Genomic DNA, 19,989 nt, shown 5'->3' on the forward strand with positions numbered 1-19,989 from the left:
TATATTACTAAATTCTTTTAAATATAATTAAAAGAATTAGCAATGAAATACATGTAATTCATTGCTAATTCTTATTTTTATGTGTTTATTTCATATCTTTAAATTCTAAATTATCTTGAGGCCCTTCAGGAAATATTAATCCATTATTTAATCTTTCTATTATAGGATATCCTTTTTTTGACTTACCAGTAAAAACAGAGGATTTTTTATATACATAATCTCCATCATATCTATCTAATTCTTTCATAAATTTATCAACCTCCTTATAATAAGTTTTCCCAAGGTGGTATAATAATATAAATAGAATAAAATACTATTACATAATTTGGTATTATAGTATAATGTATTTGTTAATGTTTTTAAGAGAGGATGGTATTAATAGTGGAAGAGTTAAATATTATTTTTGATAAGGAAAGTCCTCAGCAAAAAAATTCTAGCATAAAGATTAAAGCTTTTATAGAAAACAATGAAAAATTTTTATATAAATTTATAATAGGAAAAGAAGGTATGTGGAATACAGTTAGTGATTTTAATTATGAGAACACTATAGATTGGTCACCTAAAGAAGAAGGCAAATACATAATAATGGTACAAGCTAAGAAAGAGGACAGTTCCAAACCTTTTGATTTCATTAGTAAATTTGATTATGTAATAGGTGAAATAGACGAAAAATTTATAAGAAATGTGTATTTAAATAAAGATAATCTTAATATAGGAGAAAGAATAGAAGCGGTAGTTGAAAGTAATAGATTCCCTTTGATGTTTAAATATTGGATAAAAGAAGATGATAATTGGAAGCTTATAAAAGATTATTCTACAGAAAATAGTATAACTTTTGTAGTAAAAAAGCCGGGTATACAAGAACTTATGGTTGAATGTAAAGACTTAAAATCTGTTAAAGATTATGATGATTATTTTAAAGTAGCTTTTAAAGTTAATTCTATAGAGAATGTCGAAATAGTAGACTTTAATTGTTTAACTAAGGAATTAATATGTGATGAAGATTTAGTTTTTAAGGTAGAATCTGTTTATGAAGAAGGTAGAGATATATTATATAAATTTATAAAGATAAATAGTAATGGTACACAGGAATGTATACAAGATTATTCTAGTAACAATGTAGTATCATACATAGAAAAAAATAGTGGAGATTACAAGTTATTATGTCTGGTAAAGGATATGTATTCTCAAAACGAATTTGATGATAGAGCCATGCTGAAATTTACTGTTAAGCCTTATAGAGACATTGTTATAAGAAAGTTTACTACTAACTTAAATTCACCTCAAATGACGGATACAGCCATAGAATTAAAAATAAATGCAGAAGGTGGAAAGGAACTTTTATACAAGTTTATAATAGCTGGGAATCATATAGAAGATTCAGGATATATAAGAAATAATATATATACGTGGAAGTCATCTGTACCAGGTAAGTATTCTATAGAGGCATTGGTAAAAGATGCTTCCAGTGAAAATGAATACGATGATAAATCTTCTATAGAATATACAATAAATTTAGAATACATTAAAGAACCTATAAAAATTGAAAAAGTAATATTAGATAAAGGGAAACATGTTTTAAAAGGAGAAGAAGTAGAAATAAGAGCTATAAGTAATGGAGGAAATAGTGTAAGATATGCCTTTTCTATAAAAAAGGATGGTAAGCAGCAAGAAAAGATAGATTTTGGTACTTGTAATTGGGCTAAATTTATACCAAAAGAAACAGGTATATATGAACTAGAAGTTTTAGCAAAACACAAATATTCATCTAGAGAATATGATTCTCATTATGTAGCATATATAAATAGTCATAACTATATACCGGCAATAATTGATTATGTTATATATCCTATCAAAACTAGTTATATAGTGGGAGATGAAATATTACTAAAAGTTATAATTCAAAATACAAAGGATAATTTAATAAAGTATATTTTAAAGATAAATAATGAAAAGGTAGAAGAAACGGATTACATTGAAGATAAAAATTTTAAATATGTACCTAAATGCAGCGGATATTATACTATAGAGGTATTAGCTAAAAATAAAGAGAGCAAAGAAATTTATGATTCTAAAAAAGAAATAAAATTTTATGTAAGAGAAGCTTTACCTATAACAAATACAAAAATAAAAATTAGTAGAACAGACGTAAAATGCAATGAAACTGTAACTTTCAGTGTGGATAGTGATGGTGGAAATGCAGTTCTTTATCAATTTTATATTATGAATAAGGGCGAATGGAATTTAGTTCAAGATTATAGTAGAAAAAAATATTATACATTTATGCCATTTAATAAAGGGAAATATGAAGTTTTGGTATTGTCTAAAAGTAGTTTCTTAAAATGCGCTTATGAGGATTATGATATATTTAAGTTTAAAGTATAAATAAAGCAGTAATATAGACGATAATAGTAAATATATGTTTAAAAGTGGTGGTGAGTTTATGAAAATAAATGGTAGCGAAATGGTATTGCAACAAATGTTACAGATGCAATTGATGGGGCAAATATTAAAATCATCTTTTGGGGATTCATCAAATTTTCAAATAGTTTTAGATAGTCTATTAAAGGCTATGGAAAATAAAGAAAATGGTGATTTAAATAATATATTGTCATTAGATGGAGAAACAAATAGTAAAAATAAATATTACGGTGCAGGACAAAGATTAGAAGAAGCAAAAAGAGAAATAAACAATATAAAAACTGAAGTAAGAACAGGAAATACTACTATAGATAGTGCTGTAGAAAAAGCCTCAAGGAAGTATGGAATAGATAAAAGTTTGTTAATGGCAGTTATAAAACAAGAATCAGATTTTAATCCTAATTGTGTTTCAAATGCTGGAGCTAAAGGATTAATGCAGCTTATGCCAGATACTGCTAGAGAAGTTGGAGTTAAAAATCCTTTTGATATACAGCAAAATATAGATGGTGGAGCAAGATATTTAAAGAGAATGTTAGATATGCACGGAAATGTAAAAGAATTAGCCTTGGCAGCATATAATGCAGGGCCAGGAACACTTCAATGGAGAGGTGTAAAAGATGTTTCTGATATAAGCAAATTACCTAGTGAGACAAAACATTATGTAAAAAATATAATGAGAAATTACGGAAAATAAAAAGGAAAGTGCAACGCACTTTTCTTTTTATTTGTTATAATGGTAATACTGATAGTATAATAATCAAAACTAGGAGGAATTCAATGGAACGTTTAGATAAAATACTAGCTAATTTAGGATATGGTACAAGAAAAGAAGTTAAAGCATTGATAAAAAAAGGCCAGATAAATGTAGATGGTAAAGTTGCTAAAGATAACGGAATGCAAATAGATCCAGAAAAGAATAGAATATCTATATTCGGTAAAGAAATAGTTTATAAAAAGTATATTTATTTGATGATGAATAAGCCAGAGGGAGTAATTTCTGCGACTTTTGATAATCATGATGAAACCGTTGTGGATCTATTAGAAGATGAGGATAGAATTTTTGAACCTTTTCCTGTAGGTAGATTGGATAAAAATACAGTAGGATTACTTTTACTTACCAATGATGGTGAACTAAATCATAGACTTATATCTCCTAGATGGCATGTAGATAAAATATATTATGCTAAAATTAATAAAAAAGTAACTGATGAAGATGTAGAAAAATTTAGAAAAGGGATAGTATTGGATGATGGATATAAATGTTTTCCTGCAAAGCTTGAAATAATAAAATCATATAATGAAGGATCAGAAGTTAGAGTTACTATACATGAAGGAAAATTCCATCAAGTTAAAAGAATGTTTGAAAGTGTTGATAAAAAAGTAATTTACTTGAAAAGAGAACAATTTGGACCACTGACATTAGATGAAAGCTTGAAACAAGGAGAATATAGAGAACTAACAGATGAGGAAATGGATATATTAAAGAACATATAAAATATTAAATATAAATAAAATAATTATAAAATTATGAATTGGAAAGCATCATTTAAAAAAAAGTTTACAATAAAATTTGCAAAAAAATGTTGCATTTATTAATGTCATTCATTATAATAGGTAATGCAAGGATAAGTAAAAAGAATAAATAGCCCCCTTTTTATTTATTAACAGCAGCCTATAACCCCAATAGGCTGTTTTATTTTTTATTATTATATATTTATCTGATTTTATAGATTAATATATTAATACATGATAAAATTAAGGTAATAATAAAGCCGAGTTTGAATAAGGAGCTGAAACATATGGATCAGTATAAATCTAAATTGGAAAGCCAAGAAATGGACTTTCTGTGTGATGCTTTTTTAAGTTTAAAAACCAAAGAGGAATGTTATAGATTTTTCGAAGATATATGTACTATTAATGAGATAAAAGCTTTAGAGCAAAGAATTGAAGTGGCTAGAATGCTTAGAAAGAAAATTACATATTTAGAAATAGCATCAGCTACAGGGGCAAGTACTGCAACCATAAGTAGGGTAAATAGATGCCTTAATTATGGAAGTGACGGTTACAAAATAGTATTAGATAGAATAGAAAATAAATAGATCAAATTAATTATTATGTGCTAGTTTTTGCTAGCACATTTTAAATTTATAATAATGTTTAACTAATATTTAAAATGATATAATATTAAAAGAGTGTAAAACAGATAAACTTAGGGAGCTGATTAAATGGATTTAAAAAATAAATTAAATAAAGAACAATATGAAGCTGCTACTACCATAGATGGGCCTTTATTAATACTAGCTGGAGCAGGATCAGGTAAGACAAGGGTTTTAACTCATAGAATAGCTCATATGATAGAAAATTTAAATATATATCCTTCTAAAATTTTGGCTATAACTTTTACAAATAAAGCTGCTGGAGAAATGAAAGAAAGAATAAAAGCTTTAGTAGGAGATGTAGTAGAAGGAATGTGGGTTTCCACTTTTCACTCTAGCTGTGTAAGAATATTAAGAAGAGAAATAGATAAATTAGGATATGATAAAAATTTTACTATATACGATACTTATGATCAAAAAACTTTAGTTAAGCAATGCATGGAAGAACTTAATATAAATGATAAAGAAATTACAGATAGAGAGATAATAAATACCATAAGTAATCAAAAGGATAATTTAATATCACCAAAAGAATTTAAAAGAATTTCTAGCGGAAATTATAGAACAGATAAGATTGCAGATGCGTATGTTTTATATCAAAAAAAATTAAAGACTAATAATGCATTGGATTTTGATGATTTGATATATAAAACTGTGGAATTATTTAAGACAAACAAAGAAGTGCTAGAGTTTTATCAAAGAAAATTTAAGTATATAATGGTAGATGAATACCAAGATACTAATAAATCTCAATATGAGTTAGTAAAGTTATTAGCTTCTGTTCATAGAAATATATGTGTAGTTGGTGATGATGACCAATGTATATATGAATGGAGAGGCGCTGATATAAGTAATATATTAGATTTTGAGAAAGACTATAAAGAGGCTAAAGTTATAAAATTAGAGCAGAATTATAGATCAAAAGGAAATATACTAAATGCTGCTAATGAAGTTATAAGAAATAATTGCCAAAGAAAAAACAAAGTTTTAAGAACGGAAAATGAAAGCGGAAATAAAATAAAGATATTTAGAGCATATTCTGATATAGATGAAGCAAAATTTGTAGCATCTGAGATTAAAAAAATAATATCAGATAGTGATAAATCTTTTAATGACATTGCTATTTTATATAGAACTAATGCACAATCACGTATTTTTGAAGATGTGTTTATGAAAAGAGATATACCTTATAGATTAATAGGTGGATTAAAATTCTATGATAGAAAAGAAATAAAAGATATAATGGCGTATTTAAAACTTATAAACAATCCATTAGATGATATAAGTTTAAGAAGAATAATAAATGTTCCTAAAAGAAGTATAGGTGATGCTACGGTAAAAAAGGTTCAAGAATTTGCAAATGAAATGGATGAATGTATGTATAGTGTGCTCTTAGATGTAGATCAAATATTTACATTGTCTCAAAGAAGTATAACGTCAATTAAAAAATTTGTAAGTATAATGAATAGTTTTATAAGAAAAAAAGATGAAATGAGTGTGTCTTCTATTATAAAACAAATATTAGATGAAACAGGATACTTAAAAGAATTAAAGAATTCCAAAAATCCAGATGATATAAGCAGAGTAGAAAACTTAAAGGAACTGGTTTCTGCTGCTACTGATTTTGAAAGAGAATCAGAGGATAAATCCTTAGGAATGTTCTTAGAAAAAGTAGCATTGGTTACGGATATAGATAATTATGATGAAAATTCAGATAGTGTAGCTATGATGACTGTACATAGCGCTAAAGGACTAGAATTTCCTGAAGTATTTATGGTTGGTATGGAAAATGGAATATTCCCAGGTACACAATCATTATCAGATCCAAAAGAAATGGAAGAATCAAGACGATTATGTTATGTTGGAATCACAAGGGCAAAAGAGGAGTTATATATAACATCAGCAGAGATCAGAAAAGTATTTGGAAGAACTGTAGCTTATGCCTTATCTGATTTTGTAAGTGAAATATCAAAAGATTTAAAAGAAAACGTAAATATTACTGGAGAAGTTGGTACTAGCAAGGTGTTACCTAAAGATTTTGGTATAAGGTCACAAAGAACAAACAGTATTAATTCCTTTAAAGCTCCTATTCAAAATAATGCACCTAAAAATCATATAGATTCTAATATTCTTAATATAGGTTCAAAGGTAAAACATAAAGATTTTGGAATAGGAACTATAGTTAGTATGAATAAGGTTTCAGGTGATATAAAGCTAACAATTGCTTTTGATCGTAGAGGGATTAAAATATTGATGCTTAGTATGGCTCCAATCGAAGCAGTTTAGGAGGTGTATATATGGATAGCAAATTAGAAAAAATGAAAGTGCTTGTGGAAGAATTAAACCAATATGCCTATGAGTATTATTCATTAGATAATCCTAGTGTATCTGATAAAGAATATGATTTAAAATATGATGAACTGGTATTATTAGAAAAAGAAACTAAAACAACATTGCCATATTCACCAACTCAAAGGGTAGGTGATAGCATATTAGGAGAATTTAATAAATATACTCATAAAGGAAGACTTTGGAGTTTGGATAAAGCTCAGAGTATGGAGCAGTTAATAGAATGGCATAATAGAAATTTAAAAGCTATAGATCAGTACAATTCAATAAATGAAGAAAAATTGCCTCCTTTAAGATATATAGTTACAAAAAAATTTGATGGATTAACAATAAACTGTACTTATGATGAAGATGGAATTTTGATAAAAGGAGCCACAAGAGGAACGGGCATTATAGGAGAAAATATAACAGCTCAAATAAAAACCATAAAAACAATACCGCTAAAGATAAAAAATAATCATGTTATAGAAGTGCATGGAGAAGCTATAATGACTAAAGGGGCTTTTGAAGAGTATAATAAAACCGCTGAAGTTCCTTTAAAAAATTTAAGAAATGGTGCAGCGGGAGCACTTAGAAATTTAGACATTAAAGAGACTTCAAAAAGAAATTTATCAGCATTTTTTTATGATGTAGGTTATAACGAAGGTCCTGAATTTGAAAGTTATACAGAAATGATGGAATTTATAAAAAATATGGGATTGCCACAGGATAAGTACATTAAAGTATGTACTAATATGGAAGAAATAGAAAAGGAAATTCAACATATAGAATCTATAAGAGAAGACTTAGATTATGATATAGACGGTGCAGTAATTGTTATAGATGATATTAAAACAAGAGAAGTATTAGGATATACAATAAAATTCCCTAAATGGGCTATAGCTTATAAATTTGAAGCTAAAGAAATTACTACAAAACTTTTAGATGTAGAGTGGAATGTTGGAAGAAGCGGGAGAGTTACTCCAACAGCTTTATTAGAACCAGTAGAATTAGGTGGAGTTACAGTAAAAAGAGCTACGCTAAATAACATGGATGATATTCAAAGAAAAAATGTAAAGCTAGGGGCTAAGGTTTTGGTTAGAAGATCTAATGATGTTATACCAGAGATAATGGGTGTGGTAGAGGAATCACTTGAAGGCACTAAAGAAATAGAAGCTCCAGAGATATGCCCATATTGTAATAGTCATTTAGTTCAAAATGGAGTGCATTATTATTGTGATAATACATTATCTTGTAAACCTCAAATGGTAAAAAGTATAGTTCATTTTGCTACTAGAGAAGCAATGAATATAGCAGGATTTAGTGAGAAAACAGCAGAACAACTTTTTGAAAAATTAGATATAAAATCTATATCAGATTTATACAAGATAAAAAAAGAACAATTATTAACTTTAGATAAATTTGGGGATAAGAAATCTCAAAATCTCATAGAGGCTATACAAAATAGCAAGAATTGTGATTTGCCATCTTTTATATATGCGTTAGGAATTCCTAATGTGGGTAAAAAGACTACTAATGACTTGGTAGTAAAATTCAAAACTTTAGAAAATATAAAAAAAGCAACAATAGAACAATTAGTAGAAGTTCCGGATGTAGGTGAAATAGTAGCTAAGAGTGTTTATGATTTTTTTCAAGATGAAAAAATTATTAATAATATAGAAGAGCTCTTGAATTTAGGGGTAAATCCTCATTATGAAGAAGCTAAAATTGATGAAAACCCTTTTATGAGTAAGACTATAGTTGTTACAGGCAGCTTAGTTAATTATAGCAGGGGAGAAATAAAAGATAAGTTACAGTCTTTAGGAGCTAAAGTTTCCAGTAGCGTAAGTAAAAATACAGATTATGTATTAGTAGGGGATAACCCAGGATCTAAATATGAAAAGGCAGTTAAACTAGGAGTAAAAATAATAACTGAAGAAGAATTTTCTAATGAAATAAAATAATTACATTACGGTAACGTATATTTACAATGAATTAGAAATAGTATATTATTTAATTTATAGTTATAGCTCAAAGAATGTGGAGAGGATAAGAATGAGAAAGTATATAAACATATTGGGATGGATAATGGTTATGATAACCACTGTGGCTTTGCTAGCTACTTTACTTACTATATATCAATTTACATATATAAAATATTTTGATAGCTATTATACTCTTCAATGGTGTATGTTTTTTACTATGATTGTTTGGGCTATTAAGATGTTGAATTTTTCAAAAGGAACCAGGGATAAATTTTATTCTTTAGTTTGTGTTTTCCTTGCTGTAGCTAATATATTTTTTATATATATGAAAGTATATTAATAAAAATAACTATATTAAACATTAATTGCTATAAGTGAGGTAAATAAATTATCTATTAAATAATTATATTTAATATTTTAGACTTTATTATAAAAAATAATTAACTTTAAAATAGGAAAATCCTATCTAGTTACATTAATACGACTAGATAGGATTTTTATTTATAAGTATTAATATGAAACAATACTACAAATATATTGTAAATTAACTGATTCATTGATTAGAAGCCTTTACAATATAAATTATATTGAATATTTATGTTCTTTATATAAATACATTTGTATAAAAATATAAACAAAAATTATTGACAAAAATAAAGGCAGATGTTATTATATTTTTGTGTTCAAACCGAGGACATGTGTATATATAATAGATACATAGAAGCTAAAGGGGGCAGAAAAATGAAAAAGCTAGGTCTTTTAAGTAAATTAATTTTAGGAATTATATTTGGTATTTTACTAGGAACAATATCTAAGACTTTAGGAATGTACAATGTTGTTAGAGCTTTAAATACATTTTCAGGTTTATTTGGAGGATTTCTTAATTTTTGCATACCATTAATTATAATAGGTTTTGTAGCACCAGGTATTGCAGACTTGGGAAAAGGATCAGGAAAGTTATTAGGAATCACTGTATTATTTTCTTATATATCTACTATAATAGCTGGAATGGCTGCGTTTTTATTAGGACAATCTATACTTCCTAAACTAATTAGAAGTGGTGGAAATGTGTTTAAATCCAATATATATTTAGAACCATTTTTTAAAGTAGATATACCACCAATTATGGGGGTTATGTCAGCACTAGTACTTGCTTTTGCTCTAGGAATTTGTCTTCCTTATTTAAAGGGGAAAAATCTTTTAGAGGCTACAAAGGATTTTAAAGGAATAGTTGAAATAATAGTTAGAAGTGTAATAATACCATTAGTGCCTATTCATATAGCAGGTATATTTTCAAAACTAACAGCTTCTGGAGAAATAGTACAAACATTAAAGACCTTTTCATCTGTATATTTAATAATAATACCACTTCAAATGGGATATATACTATTACAATATATTATAGCTTATGTTGTTTCAAGAAAAAATCCAACTAAAGCCATAAGGAATATGATACCAGGATATATTACTGCTTTAGGAACTCAATCTTCAGCGGCAACTATACCTGTAAATTTACAATGTGCTAAGAAAAATTGTTCATCAGATGATATAGTTGACTTTGTAATACCATTATGTGCAACAATACACTTGGCGGGAGATACTATAACTTTAGTATTAGGGGCTATGGGCATAATGATTATGTCAGGTCAAATACCAACAGCATCTATGATGGTGCCATACATATTTATGTTAGGAATTACTATGGTAGCAGCGCCAGGTATACCTGGTGGCGGGGTATATGCTAGCTTAGGATTACTAAAAGATATGCTTATGTTTAATCCAGTACAACAAGGATTAATGATAGCCATACATTTTGCACAAGATAGTTTTGGAACAGCTACAAATGTTTGTGGAGATGGAGCTATAGCTATAGTTATAGATAAGCTGTTTAAAAAGAAAATAATTTCTGAAGAAAAAACTATTAAAGGAGAGTCTTTAGGGAAGGCTATATAATATAATAAATAAACTACCTAATTTTTACAGGTGGTTTTTTTATTTCTATGTAAAAAACATATATTTGTGGTAAAATAAAAATATTAGCCTTCATAAGGTAAAAAATAATGTTTATATAGTAAGGAAGTGATGGATAAAATGTCAGTTTCAAAAAAGGATGTAGAATATGTAGCAGAGCTTGCAAGGTTAGAATTTAAAGAAGAAGAAAAAGATAATATCCTAGATGACCTAAATAAAATATTAAGCTATATGGAAAAATTAGATGAATTAAATACTGATAATGAGGATATAGTAGTAAACCCATATTATATTGAAAACAAATATAGAGAAGATAATGTAGAAAAATCTATGGAATTAAAAGAAGTTATAGATAATGCACCGGAAAGCTTAGAGGAATATGTAATTGTTCCTAAAGTTATAGATTAATAATGATTCTTTTGATTTCTTAAAAAGGAGGAAAACAATGGATTTAACTAAACTAACTGCACACCAATTAAAAGGTATGCTTAAAAATAAAGAAGTTAAAGCAGAAGAAATTACAAAAGCTTTTTTAGATAGAATACATTCAGAAGATGATAAATTAGGAGCATACTTATATGTTTCTCAGGAAGAAGCTATAAAAGAAGCTAAAAAAGTTGATGAAAAAATAGCAAAAAATGAAGAATTAAAAGTATTAGCAGGTATACCAGTAGGTATAAAAGATAATATAAGTGTAAAAGGAATGCAAAATACATGTGCATCCAAAATACTACAAGGATATACTTCACCTTATAATGCTCATGTAGTAGAAAAAATTAAAGAAGAAGAAGGAATAATCCTTGGTAAGCTAAACATGGATGAATTCGCTATGGGATCATCTACAGAAAATAGTGCATTCAAACTTGCAAAAAATCCATGGGATTTAGAAAGAGTACCAGGAGGGTCTTCAGGTGGATCTGCAGTGGCAGTAGCAGGATGTGAAGCACCATTAGCATTGGGAACAGATACTGGTGGTTCTGTAAGACAACCTGCATCATTTTGTGGCATAGTTGGATTAAAACCTACATATGGAAGAATATCAAGATCAGGAGTTATAGCTTTTGGATCTACATTGGACCAAGTTGGACCAATGGGAAAAGATGTTGAAGATTGTGCATTATTAACATCAGCTATATCTGGCTTAGATAAAAAGGACTTTACAACAGCAGATAAAGAAGTACCAGATTATAAAAAAAGTTTAACAAAAGATATAAAAGGTAAAAAGATTGGTATTCCTAAGGAGTTCTTTGGAGAAGGGCTAGATAAAAATGTAAGGAAATCTGTAGAAGAGGCCATAAAAGTATTAGAAGAAAATGGAGCAGAAGTTAAACCATGCTCTTTACCATTAATGGATTATGGACTATCAGCTTATTACATAATATCTAGTGCAGAAGCTTCATCAAATTTGGCTAGATTTGATGGTATAAGATATGGATATAGATCAAAGAATTTTAAAGATGCTCAAGATATATATTTAAAATCTAGAAGTGAAGGATTTGGAGATGAAGTTAAAAGAAGAATAATGCTTGGAACTTATGTGTTATCAGCAGGATACTACGATGCTTACTATAAGAAAGCACTGAAGGTAAGAAAGCTTATAAAAAATGATTTCCAAAGAGTATTTAAAGAGTTTGATGCTATAGTGTCGCCAACATCTCCAACTACGGCATTTAAAATAGGTGAAAAGAAAGATGATGTAATGGCTATGTATCTCTCAGATATATACACTGTTCCAATTAGTGTGGCAGGAGTACCAGCTATATCATTACCATGTGGCATGGTAGATGGTCTACCAACTGGGCTTCAAATTATATCAGATTATTTTAAAGAAGATGTTTTGTTTAATTTAGCATATAGTTATGAGCAATCAGTAGATTTTCATAAAATGAGAGCAGATTTTTAAGTATATAGTAAAAATAAAGGAGTGAAAAACATAGATGGATTTTGAAGCAGTCATAGGATTGGAAGTACATTGTGAACTTTCAACAAATACTAAAATATATTGTGGGTGCACTACAGAATTTGGTGGTAAACCTAATACTCATGTTTGTCCAATATGTTTAGGACTACCAGGTTCACTACCTCAATTAAATAAAAGAGTAGTAGAATACGGAATTAAAGCAGGATTAGCTTTAAATTGTTCTATAAATAAAGTTTGTAGAATGGACAGAAAAAATTATTTTTATCCAGATTGCCCTAAAAATTATCAAATAACTCAAGATGAAGTTCCAATATGTAGAGACGGATATATTGAAATAGAGCTAGAAAATGGTGAAAAGAAAAAAATCGGTATAGAGAGAATACATATGGAAGAAGATGCAGGAAAGCTGCTTCATACTAATGCTGGAACATTAGTAGATTATAATAGAGCAGGAGTTCCTCTAATAGAGATAGTATCAAAACCAGATATTAGAACTCCAGAAGAAGCTACAAAATATTTAGAAAAATTAAAGAGTATATTATCTTCAATAGAAGTTTCAGATTGTAAGATGGAACAAGGTTCTTTAAGATGCGATGGTAATATATCTGTAAGACCTATGGGCAGTGAAAAGTTTGGAGTAAGATCAGAAATAAAAAATATGAATTCATTTAAAGCTTTAGAGAAGGCTCTATCATATGAATATAATAGACATGTAGAAGCTGTAACTAAAGGAGAAATCTTAGAGCAAGAGACAAGAAGATGGGATGAAGCTAATTCTGTTACAGTACTTATGAGAAGTAAAGAAAAAGCTAATGATTACAGATATTTCCCAGAAGGGGATTTGGTTACATTAAATATTTCACATGAATGGGTAGAAGAAGTAAGAAAGACTATACCAGAATTACCATATGAAAAAGCTGAAAGATTTGTACAACAATTTAAAATACCTAAATACGATGCATCAGTATTAACTCTAACTATGGGTATGGCTAAATTTTTCGAAGAAACAGCTATAAAGAGTGAAGATGCAAAAGCTGCTTCTAACTGGTTAATGGGAGATATTTCAAGACTTATGAACGAAAAAAATATGGAAGTTAAAGAATTGAAATTTAATCCAGAACAACTAGCAGATTTAATTAAATTAATAAATGCTGGAACTATATCTAACAACATAGGTAAAAAGGTTTTAAATGATATGTTTAAGTCAGGTAAAAATCCTAAAGATATAGTTGAAGAAAAAGGTTTAGTTCAGAATAATGATGAAGGTGCTATATTAGAAGTAGTTCAAAGAATTATAGCAGATAATCCACAATCTATAGAAGATTTCAAAAATGGAAAAAAAAGAGCTTTAGGATTCCTTGTAGGTCTTGTAATGAAAGAAACAAAAGGGAAAGCCAATCCTCAAATAGTAAATAAACTAGTAAGTGAAGAAGCAAATAAAATGTAAATATCAAAAATCCTCATATAAAAATATGAGGATTTTTTTATGAAAAATAATTTAAATATATGTAAAGTTTAAAATTATTGTTTATTTTACCTACTAAGTGTGAATAATTAGATATAGCATAACACTTTTGTAACGGGGGGGTAGAATGAAAAAAATTATATGCTTCTTATTAAGTATTACGTTAATTTTATTGACTGGTTGCATAGAAAAAAATAAAGAGGCTAATTCAAATAATTTCAATGAAGGCATAAGAGATTATTTAATATATAATATAGAAACTATGCCCAAGGATCTCATAATGTTAGATGAAACTTCTCCAAGACAAGAAGATTTATTAATAAGTCTATTTGATGGTCTAGTGGGAGTAGATAAAAATAATAATATTGTACCAGAATTAGCTGAAAAATGGGAAATTAGTAAAGATGGTATAGATTACAAATTCCATATTAAAGATAATTTATTTTGGAGTAATGGTAATAAAATAGTAGCTAGAGATTTTGAGGATTTTTTTAAAGATGTTTTTATATATTTCAAAGAAAATAACATAAAATTTAATGAATTAAATTCTATATATGGAGTAAAAGATTATTGGATAAATGGAAATTTAGATAATATAGCTATAAGGGCTAAAAAAAATAACATATTGGAAATAAGATTGAATAATAAAGATTCTGATTTTTTAAAGATTTTATCTAAACCTAAATATAAGTTAAGAAAAATAGATGATGAAACTAAGAACTATAAAGAAAATTTTAATAATATACAATATACTGGAGCATTTCAGATAAGCAAAATAGATAAAGAGAATATAACTATAAATAAAAATAATAAATATTGGGATAAAGAAAATATAAAAATGAATAAAGTAGTATTTAAATCTATAAAAAATAGTGAAGAAGCATTAGCTTATTTAAGAACTGATAAATTAGATTTGTTTATGAATCCTCCTATAGTTGAGCTTGAGAATTTAAATAAAGAAGGATTCATATCTAAAAAATTATCCTTAGAAACAGCAAATATAGTATTTAATAAAAAAGATTATATAGATTTAAATTTAAGAAGAGCCTTGGATGCTTGTATTAATAGACAACAGATATGTTCAGATATATTATATAATAAAGCAGTGCCATCGGTAGCCTATGTACCAAATAACCTAGAAGAAAATGATGGTGTAAACTATAGTAAAAATTATTTTAGTATAAATGAGAATTTAAAAAGAGCAAAAGAGTTTTTACAAAAGAGTGAATATAAAAAATCAAATAAAGATCTAAAAATTATATCAATGGAGGATCCTATTTCTAATAAAATAATTAACAACTTAATAGAAAAAATAAAAGACAATTTAGATATAAACATCCTATTGATTAATTGTAAGAATGAAAAAGAATTGAAACAAAAAATGAAAAATGGAGATTATGATTTAGCTTTTATTGTAAATAAGTCTAATAAAAATAACCCCTTAAAATTTTTGTACAGTTATACTGGCTATTCTGTTCAGTATAGAGAAGCTCTAAATAAAATTGAATCGGAAGATAACATGTGGAAAAAAAGAGAACACATAAATAAAGCACAAGATATTTTAGTTAAAGACTTATATAGCATACCGGTTTGTTTCTTTTACGATATATTGTGTAAAAAAAGTAGGGTACAAGGACAGTATATTGATATGAATGGCAATATTGTTATAAAAAAAATAACCCTAGTACCCTATAATTAATATTATTTTATAGTAGTTTTATTTTTAGCGGAGTTAATAGGAAGAAAATAAGCACAATTAGCATTTTCTTCGTGAATACTTAAAAAGGGACTAATATAATTTAATATGCATCTTCCATTTCTATTGTTTTTACATTTTTCAGAACAAGGTATATTCATACAAAGCCCTCCTGTAAAGTATTTTATTACCAATGCTTGTACTTATTGATATATGATTATTATATCCAAAAAATAAATTAATATGAGGATATTGCACTGCAATATCCTCATATTAATCTTTAAGAGTATATAAAGTTAAGAACCATATAAATAAATTTTTGTCACTATCAAAAGAAGTTCTAACATTAGTAAATTGCTGCTTCTTTATATTGTACTGTACATATTTACCTAGAACTGGTGCTATTTCAATATCCTCTGGACATGGTATAGATGCCATTCTAAAGTATTGTTCATCTAGCAAATCTTCTGATTTTAAAGAAAAATTTTTATATCTTTGAATATCATTTAGAGCAGGCTCTTGGGGCCAGCTTAATATTATTCCAGAATTTATTATCTGATTTCTGTAAAATTTAAGTAATAGGTTTTTATCTGAGTTTTCTTTATCGAATTTACGTTCATTAAGCAATACTAAAAGATATAATATTAATTCATCAGAAGAATATTTTATTTCTTTTTTATCAGTATTTTTAATGAACATGCTTAAATTATCATTATATAATTTTGTTAATGATGCATATATTTTTTTACTTAAATGTTTAAATTTTAGTATGCCTAAGTTATGGTATGACATTAAAAAGTTTATATAGGATAGGCAATAAGTATCAACTTTTTTCTCAGTATTTAAATCTTTTTCTTTTAATTTCTCATATAAAAGTTCTGATAAATCAAGTAATAATACCTTGCTATCATCATTTTTGGAATATTTATAGAATACATTCATTCCTAAGCATAATTTAGATATTTCATCTGTAGAAAGATTATAAAGTTCATCCTTATATTCTAAGAACATATTAAGTATATCTAGAGAAAAATCTTTATAGTTAGAACAATAATCGTCTTTATCCAATAAAGAAACACCATAGTAAGCGCACATTAAAAAACATTGATCTGAAAAGTTAAACTTTTTATCTTTTTCCTTAAAATTTATATTAGATAATATGCTATCGCATGCATCTACTTTATTAACAAATACTCCTTCTTCATTTCTAAAGTAAGTTACAAAGAATTCTAATTGTTTTTTACATAATTTATTGTATAATTTAGTATAAGAGTATAAATTTTTATCTTTATCTTTAAATTGTTCATAATATTCTATTAATTGAAGAAGAGATAAAACCATAAAGCTATTACCTAATATGTTTACTTCTTTTTTGAATTTACTATCATTCCATACTAATTTTTTATCTGAATTTATAAGTTTAGGATTAGCTTTTTTATATATACATAATAACGGTGTTAATGAATTTAAGTTTTTAACATTGCTACAATCATTTTTCAATTTTAATTCGCTAATTGGTATACAAATACCACAGTTGGAATGAAGTATTATGTTTTCTAGAGATTCCTTAGCTAGAAAGTTCATTTGGGAGTAAATGTTACTTGTATTTAATGTATTCATTCTTAAAAAAGGACCTATATATTTCAAAAAACACACCTACCATAAATTAATTCTTATACTATAATATGTTATAGAAGGGTGATTTAGTGATACATAAATAAAATATTTAATTTGTTCGGAGGATTGACATATGAAAAAGAAAGTTATTGTTGCAAGTAATAATAAAGATAAAATAAGAGAAATAAAACAAATATTAAAAGAATTTAATATAGATGCTATATCAATGAAAGAAGCTGGTATTGATATGGATATAGTAGAGGATGGTAATACATTTTTAGAAAATGCGTACAAAAAAGCATCAACTATACATAAAATCTTACCAAATTATATGGTAATAGCAGATGATTCTGGACTTATGGTGGATGCTTTAAATGGAGCTCCAGGAATATATTCTGCTAGATTTGCAGGTGAGCATGGAAATTATAAAAAAAATAATGAAAAATTATTAAAAGAGCTAGAAGGGAAACAGGAAGAGGAAAGAACAGCTAAATTTGTTTGTGCCATAGTATTTATAATAGATGTAGATAATGTAATAAAAGTTCAAGGAGAAATTAATGGTGTTATAAGAGAAAAAGAAGAAGGACAAGATGGATTTGGTTATGATCCTTTATTCTATGTACCAGAGTATAAAAAAACTTTTGCCCAAATGGATTCACAAATCAAAAATTCTATAAGTCATAGAGGAAAGGCTTTTGAAAAATTAAAGTGTGAATTAAAAAACATATATAGATAAGGAGGGTAAATTTTGAAGATTGGCGTTATTAGTGATACACATAGATATATAGGAGATGTTAACCATTTTATAAATGTTTTAGGCAATGTAGATTTAATAGTCCATTTAGGAGATAACGTAGAGGATGTAAAAATATTATCTTCTGTTTATAGAGGGAAAATAATTAATGTGCGAGGAAACTGTGATTTTTCAAAGGTAGCTCCATCAGAATTAATAGAAGAAATAGGAGGAAAAAGATTTTTTATAACTCATGGGAATAAGTATGATGTAAAATATGATTTATCTAGATTAAGATATAGAGCATTGGAATTGGGAGTGGATATAGTACTATTTGGGCATACTCATGTATCACAAATAGAGTATATAGATGGCATATGGTTTATTAATCCTGGCAGTCCATCATTACCCAGAAATGGAGTTAAAAGCGTTGCAATTATAGGCCTTGAAGGGGATAAAATCGTTCCTGTTATAAAGAATATATAATAAAGTTTTAAAAAAAGATAAAAAAAAGTATTGACGAATATAAATATATGATGTAGAATAGTCTATGTCGTTGAGAGTTGTAACAGCAACGAAAAAAATGACAAAATAAAATAATAACTCGAAAAAAACTCTTTAATATCGGGGTGTGGCGCAGATGGGAGCGCGCGTGGTTTGGGACCATGAGGTCGCAGGTTCGAGCCCTGTCACCCCGACCAAAAGAGTGCGGGTGTAACTCAATGGTAGAGTGCTAGCCTTCCAAGCTAGTTACGAGGGTTCGATTCCCTTCACCCGCTCCATAATATGCGTCTTTAGCTCAGATGGATAGAGCAACGCCCTTCTAAGGCGTGGGCCAGGGGTTCGAATCCCTTAAGACGCACCAAATAAGTGCCATTAGCTCAGTTGGTAGAGCACCTGACTCTTAATCAGGGTGCCCAGGGTTCGAATCCCTGATGGCGCACCAATTTAACCTAATATGGTGGGCATAGTTCAGTTGGTAGAGCGCCAGATTGTGGTTCTGGTTGTCAAGGGTTCGAGTCCCTTTGTTCACCCCATAATGGGATGTCGCCAAGCGGTAAGGCATAGCACTTTGACTGCTACACGCGTAGGTTCGAATCCTGCCATCCCAGCCATTATGATTCACTAGCTCAGTTGGTAGAGCACATGACTTTTAATCATGTTGTCCGGGGTTCGATTCCCCGGTGGATCACCAATAATCAAATAATATGCAGGTGTGGCGGAATTGGCAGACGCACTAGACTTAGGATCTAGCGCCTATGGCGTGGGGGTTCGACTCCCTTCACCTGCACCATATTTTTAAAAACAATGCGGGAGTGGCTCAGTGGTAGAGCGTCACCTTGCCAAGGTGAACGTCGCGAGTTCGAATCTCGTCTTCCGCTCCAATATGCGGGTGTAACTCAATGGTAGAGTGCTAGCCTTCCAAGCTAGTTACGAGGGTTCGATTCCCTTCACCCGCTCCATAATATGCGTCTTTAGCTCAGATGGATAGAGCAACGCCCTTCTAAGGCGTGGGCCAGGGGTTCGAATCCCTTAAGACGCACCAAAATACGGTGGGCATAGTTCAGCTGGTAGAGCGCCAGATTGTGGTTCTGGTTGTCAAGGGTTCGAGTCCCTTTGTTCACCCCATAATGGGATGTCGCCAAGCGGTAAGGCATAGCACTTTGACTGCTACACGCGTAGGTTCGAATCCTGC

At 28.5% G+C, this 19,989-nt stretch carries 17 protein-coding genes and 12 tRNA genes; 26 read left to right on the top strand and 3 right to left on the bottom strand.

The features are described from left to right. Positions 1–85: 85 nt before the first annotated feature. The gene (locus NGI68_RS13660) at positions 86–247 is read right to left on the bottom strand and encodes a hypothetical protein (protein WP_251862025.1); all 162 of its coding nucleotides are present in this window, start codon (positions 245–247) and stop codon (positions 86–88) included. Between the two features lie 134 nt (positions 248–381). Here NGI68_RS13660 and NGI68_RS13665 point away from each other — a divergent pair, with 134 nt between their 5' ends. From NGI68_RS13665 to NGI68_RS13720, 12 genes are all read left to right on the top strand, one after another. After that, positions 382–2,385 carry a triple tyrosine motif-containing protein gene (locus NGI68_RS13665; RefSeq protein WP_251862026.1) on the top strand — a complete coding sequence of 668 codons (2,004 nt, stop codon included), beginning with the start codon at positions 382–384 and terminating at the stop codon, positions 2,383–2,385. A gap of 58 nt (positions 2,386–2,443) precedes the next feature. Further along, positions 2,444–3,115, top strand: coding sequence for a lytic transglycosylase domain-containing protein (locus NGI68_RS13670; protein ID WP_251862027.1), 672 nt, complete (start codon positions 2,444–2,446; stop codon positions 3,113–3,115). A gap of 83 nt (positions 3,116–3,198) precedes the next feature. Further along, the gene (locus NGI68_RS13675; RefSeq protein ID WP_251862028.1) at positions 3,199–3,915 is read left to right on the top strand and encodes a pseudouridine synthase; all 717 of its coding nucleotides are present in this window, start codon (positions 3,199–3,201) and stop codon (positions 3,913–3,915) included. A gap of 305 nt (positions 3,916–4,220) precedes the next feature. After that, entirely contained in the window at positions 4,221–4,520 is a 300-nt protein-coding gene (locus NGI68_RS13680; RefSeq protein ID WP_251862029.1) for a YerC/YecD family TrpR-related protein, read from the top strand. A 126-nt stretch (positions 4,521–4,646) separates the two neighbouring features. After that, a complete protein-coding gene (gene pcrA / locus NGI68_RS13685) occupies positions 4,647–6,863 on the top strand; it encodes a DNA helicase PcrA (RefSeq protein WP_251862030.1) in 2,217 nt (738 codons plus the stop codon). Between the two features lie 11 nt (positions 6,864–6,874). After that, positions 6,875–8,869: an NAD-dependent DNA ligase LigA gene (gene ligA, locus NGI68_RS13690; protein WP_251862031.1), complete on the top strand. Its 1,995-nt coding sequence runs from the start codon at positions 6,875–6,877 to the stop codon at positions 8,867–8,869. 91 nt (positions 8,870–8,960) lie between these two features. Continuing rightward, positions 8,961–9,230: a hypothetical protein gene (locus NGI68_RS13695; protein ID WP_251862032.1), complete on the top strand. Its 270-nt coding sequence runs from the start codon at positions 8,961–8,963 to the stop codon at positions 9,228–9,230. 401 nt (positions 9,231–9,631) lie between these two features. Further along, positions 9,632–10,843: a dicarboxylate/amino acid:cation symporter gene (locus NGI68_RS13700; RefSeq protein ID WP_251862033.1), complete on the top strand. Its 1,212-nt coding sequence runs from the start codon at positions 9,632–9,634 to the stop codon at positions 10,841–10,843. Between the two features lie 138 nt (positions 10,844–10,981). Further along, positions 10,982–11,269, top strand: a complete 288-nt coding sequence (gatC, locus tag NGI68_RS13705; protein ID WP_251862034.1) for an Asp-tRNA(Asn)/Glu-tRNA(Gln) amidotransferase subunit GatC — start codon at positions 10,982–10,984, stop codon at positions 11,267–11,269. A 37-nt stretch (positions 11,270–11,306) separates the two neighbouring features. Beyond that, positions 11,307–12,764 carry an Asp-tRNA(Asn)/Glu-tRNA(Gln) amidotransferase subunit GatA gene (gene gatA / locus NGI68_RS13710; RefSeq protein WP_251862035.1) on the top strand — a complete coding sequence of 486 codons (1,458 nt, stop codon included), beginning with the start codon at positions 11,307–11,309 and terminating at the stop codon, positions 12,762–12,764. A gap of 34 nt (positions 12,765–12,798) precedes the next feature. Beyond that, positions 12,799–14,229 carry an Asp-tRNA(Asn)/Glu-tRNA(Gln) amidotransferase subunit GatB gene (gene gatB / locus NGI68_RS13715; protein WP_251862036.1) on the top strand — a complete coding sequence of 477 codons (1,431 nt, stop codon included), beginning with the start codon at positions 12,799–12,801 and terminating at the stop codon, positions 14,227–14,229. 145 nt (positions 14,230–14,374) lie between these two features. Next, on the top strand, positions 14,375–15,946 hold the full coding sequence (locus NGI68_RS13720) for an ABC transporter substrate-binding protein (protein ID WP_251862037.1): 1,572 nt from the start codon (positions 14,375–14,377) through the stop codon (positions 15,944–15,946). Between the two features lie 2 nt (positions 15,947–15,948). Here NGI68_RS13720 and NGI68_RS13725 read toward each other — a convergent pair whose 3' ends face one another. Together NGI68_RS13725 and NGI68_RS13730 are read right to left on the bottom strand one after the other, a co-directional pair. After that, positions 15,949–16,104, bottom strand: coding sequence for a hydroxymyristoyl-ACP dehydratase (locus NGI68_RS13725; protein ID WP_251862038.1), 156 nt, complete (start codon positions 16,102–16,104; stop codon positions 15,949–15,951). A 112-nt stretch (positions 16,105–16,216) separates the two neighbouring features. Continuing rightward, positions 16,217–17,590 carry a hypothetical protein gene (locus NGI68_RS13730; RefSeq protein ID WP_353505405.1) on the bottom strand — a complete coding sequence of 458 codons (1,374 nt, stop codon included), beginning with the start codon at positions 17,588–17,590 and terminating at the stop codon, positions 16,217–16,219. Positions 17,591–17,693: 103 nt separating this feature from the next. On the opposite strand from NGI68_RS13730, the gene NGI68_RS13735 reads away from it, so the two are divergent. From NGI68_RS13735 to NGI68_RS13800, 14 genes are all read left to right on the top strand, one after another. Next, positions 17,694–18,296, top strand: a complete 603-nt coding sequence (locus NGI68_RS13735; RefSeq protein WP_251862040.1) for an XTP/dITP diphosphatase — start codon at positions 17,694–17,696, stop codon at positions 18,294–18,296. A gap of 12 nt (positions 18,297–18,308) precedes the next feature. Then, entirely contained in the window at positions 18,309–18,779 is a 471-nt protein-coding gene (locus NGI68_RS13740; RefSeq protein ID WP_251862041.1) for a metallophosphoesterase, read from the top strand. 139 nt (positions 18,780–18,918) lie between these two features. Next, positions 18,919–18,994 (top strand) — tRNA-Pro (locus tag NGI68_RS13745). Positions 18,995–19,001: 7 nt separating this feature from the next. Continuing rightward, positions 19,002–19,075 (top strand) — tRNA-Gly (locus tag NGI68_RS13750). A 6-nt stretch (positions 19,076–19,081) separates the two neighbouring features. Then, positions 19,082–19,158 (top strand) — tRNA-Arg (locus tag NGI68_RS13755). 5 nt (positions 19,159–19,163) lie between these two features. After that, positions 19,164–19,239: transfer RNA gene (locus NGI68_RS13760), tRNA-Lys, on the top strand. Between the two features lie 15 nt (positions 19,240–19,254). Continuing rightward, positions 19,255–19,330 (top strand) — tRNA-His (locus NGI68_RS13765). Positions 19,331–19,333: 3 nt separating this feature from the next. Continuing rightward, positions 19,334–19,408 (top strand) — tRNA-Gln (locus NGI68_RS13770). Positions 19,409–19,412: 4 nt separating this feature from the next. Then, positions 19,413–19,488: transfer RNA gene (locus NGI68_RS13775), tRNA-Lys, on the top strand. Positions 19,489–19,503: 15 nt separating this feature from the next. Further along, positions 19,504–19,587: transfer RNA gene (locus NGI68_RS13780), tRNA-Leu, on the top strand. 16 nt (positions 19,588–19,603) lie between these two features. After that, a tRNA-Gly gene (locus NGI68_RS13785) sits at positions 19,604–19,678 on the top strand. A 4-nt stretch (positions 19,679–19,682) separates the two neighbouring features. Further along, positions 19,683–19,756 (top strand) — tRNA-Gly (locus NGI68_RS13790). A gap of 6 nt (positions 19,757–19,762) precedes the next feature. Beyond that, a tRNA-Arg gene (locus tag NGI68_RS13795) sits at positions 19,763–19,839 on the top strand. Between the two features lie 7 nt (positions 19,840–19,846). Continuing rightward, a tRNA-His gene (locus tag NGI68_RS13800) sits at positions 19,847–19,922 on the top strand. Positions 19,923–19,989 lie beyond the last annotated feature (67 nt).

Origin of the sequence: Clostridium sp. Marseille-Q2269 (assembly GCF_943736985.1) — a bacterium.
GTDB lineage: Bacteria > Bacillota > Clostridia > Clostridiales > Clostridiaceae > Clostridium_F.

Bases quoted from the DNA above. Each gene is read 5' to 3' on its own strand.
- gatB (WP_251862036.1), top strand. From the start codon at position 12,799: ATGGATTTTGAAGCAGTCATAGGATTGGAAGTACATTGTGAACTTTCA.
- NGI68_RS13670 (WP_251862027.1), top strand. From the start codon at position 2,444: ATGAAAATAAATGGTAGCGAAATGGTATTGCAACAAATGTTACAGATG.
- ligA (WP_251862031.1), top strand. From the start codon at position 6,875: ATGGATAGCAAATTAGAAAAAATGAAAGTGCTTGTGGAAGAATTAAAC.
- NGI68_RS13725 (WP_251862038.1), bottom strand. From the start codon at position 16,104: ATGAATATACCTTGTTCTGAAAAATGTAAAAACAATAGAAATGGAAGA.
- NGI68_RS13680 (WP_251862029.1), top strand. From the start codon at position 4,221: ATGGATCAGTATAAATCTAAATTGGAAAGCCAAGAAATGGACTTTCTG.
- NGI68_RS13675 (WP_251862028.1), top strand. From the start codon at position 3,199: ATGGAACGTTTAGATAAAATACTAGCTAATTTAGGATATGGTACAAGA.
- pcrA (WP_251862030.1), top strand. From the start codon at position 4,647: ATGGATTTAAAAAATAAATTAAATAAAGAACAATATGAAGCTGCTACT.
- NGI68_RS13660 (WP_251862025.1), bottom strand. From the start codon at position 247: ATGAAAGAATTAGATAGATATGATGGAGATTATGTATATAAAAAATCC.
- NGI68_RS13735 (WP_251862040.1), top strand. From the start codon at position 17,694: ATGAAAAAGAAAGTTATTGTTGCAAGTAATAATAAAGATAAAATAAGA.
- NGI68_RS13720 (WP_251862037.1), top strand. From the start codon at position 14,375: ATGAAAAAAATTATATGCTTCTTATTAAGTATTACGTTAATTTTATTG.
- gatC (WP_251862034.1), top strand. From the start codon at position 10,982: ATGTCAGTTTCAAAAAAGGATGTAGAATATGTAGCAGAGCTTGCAAGG.
- NGI68_RS13700 (WP_251862033.1), top strand. From the start codon at position 9,632: ATGAAAAAGCTAGGTCTTTTAAGTAAATTAATTTTAGGAATTATATTT.
- NGI68_RS13695 (WP_251862032.1), top strand. From the start codon at position 8,961: ATGAGAAAGTATATAAACATATTGGGATGGATAATGGTTATGATAACC.
- gatA (WP_251862035.1), top strand. From the start codon at position 11,307: ATGGATTTAACTAAACTAACTGCACACCAATTAAAAGGTATGCTTAAA.